Raw genomic sequence first — 1,545 nt, 5'->3', positions numbered from 1 at the left:
CGAAGCTCAGGCCCGCGCCGTCGTCGCAGCGCTGACCGCCGCGGGAACACGACGGTTGATCTGGATCTCCACCCTCGGCATCTACGACGAGGTGCCCGGTGAGTACGGCAAGTGGAACCACCGGATGCTCGACGGCGGATACCTGCAGACGTACAGCGCCGCCGCGAAATTGATCGAGGAGTCCAACCTCGACTACACGATCATCCGTCCCGCGTGGCTGTCGGACGCCGACGAGGTCGACTACGAGCTGACCCAGAAGGGCGAGCCCTTCCAGGGCACCGAGGTGTCCCGCAAGAGCGTCGGCGCGCTCGTCGCCGAACTCGTCAAGAACCCGGCCGACAGCATCGGCGCCTCGCTCGGCGTGAACAAGCCCGGCACCGACGGCGACAAGCCATCCTGGTACTGAACGGAGCATGCCATGACCGCTTTGGACACGCTCACCGAGAACGGCTTGTCCCTCGGGATCGAGCTGCCCCTGGACAACGATCTCGCCCGACGAGACGTCTCCGGTCAGGGACTCTTCCCTGACCTGACCCGGCATCAGGAGCGTGCGCAGCTCGCCGACCGGCTCGGGTTCCGGGCGCTCTGGCTGCGGGACGTGCCGATGTGGCGACCGCGTGACTTCGGCGACGCCGGACAGGTCTTCGACCCCATCCCCTACCTCGGCTACCTCCCCTTGCGGCATCCAGTCGCGCTCGCGAAGGAAGCTGCAACCGTGGATGTCCTCTCCGGTGGGCGGCTGCTGCTCGGCCTCGCCTCGGGCGACAGGCCGGGTGAGTACCCGTTCTTCGGAGTCGATTTCGATCGTCGGGGAGAGACCTATCGCGACGGTGTGCGCGTGCTGCGTGAGATCTGGTCGCAGGCGGCGCTGGGCCGGATCGATCAGGACTCGTTCCTGCCCGCCCCTGCGGACGGGACGATTCCACTGATCGGGATCGGTGGCGCGCAGCAGTCTCCTGCGTGGGCGGCAGAGCACCTCGACGCGCACATGACGTACCACCGTGCAGGTCCGCAGATGCGCGCCGTCGCTGCGCAGTGGCGGGCGATATCGCTCAAGCCGTTCATGACGAACCTCTACCTCGACCTCGCGGAGAACCCGGACGCTCCCTTCGAGCCGATCCGCCTCGGTGCACGGGTCGGCACCACCGGTCTCACCGATTACCTCACCGGACTGGCAGCGGCAGGGGTCGTGCACGTCAACCTCGTGCTGCGGCCGGGACGACGAGACGTTGAAGACGTCATGGAGGAGATCGGACAAGACGTCATCCCCGCCCTCCGAGCCCGAACCGCATCAGAGCCAGCCGGCGCAGACATCCGATCGTGACCGAATCCACCGAAACAAGAAACAAACGAGCAGGGAGAACGATTGATATGAGCAGCACAGACACCATCGCCACGACTGCGAGCGACCCGACAGCGGTTGTCGCGACCGCGCAGTTCCTTACCCCCGTCGTACTCGGCCTTCAGGGGCTGACCATCAACGCCAAGCAGGCGCACTGGCACGTGCGTGGCTCGAACTTCGTCGGCGTCCACGAGTTGCTGGAC

2 protein-coding genes are annotated in these 1,545 nt (G+C 66.3%); both read left to right on the top strand.

Annotated elements, in window-relative coordinates:
* Positions 1–406, top strand: a 406-nt coding sequence (locus ACFWJO_RS38860) for an NAD(P)H-binding protein (protein WP_386872936.1), incomplete at its 5' end; no start/stop codon positions are given.
* Positions 407–418: 12 nt separating this feature from the next.
* A complete protein-coding gene (locus tag ACFWJO_RS38855) occupies positions 419–1,324 on the top strand; it encodes an LLM class flavin-dependent oxidoreductase (RefSeq protein ID WP_386872934.1) in 906 nt (301 codons plus the stop codon).
* Positions 1,325–1,545: the final 221 nt, after the last annotated feature.

The organism is Streptomyces sp. NPDC127092 (genome assembly GCF_042722475.1).
Classification (GTDB): domain Bacteria; phylum Actinomycetota; class Actinomycetes; order Streptomycetales; family Streptomycetaceae; genus Streptomyces.
The sequence above is the reverse complement of the archived record's forward strand: the minus strand, read 5'-3'. Positions and strand labels throughout refer to the sequence as shown.

Bases quoted from the DNA above. Each gene is read 5' to 3' on its own strand.
- ACFWJO_RS38855 (WP_386872934.1), top strand. From the start codon at position 419: ATGACCGCTTTGGACACGCTCACCGAGAACGGCTTGTCCCTCGGGATC.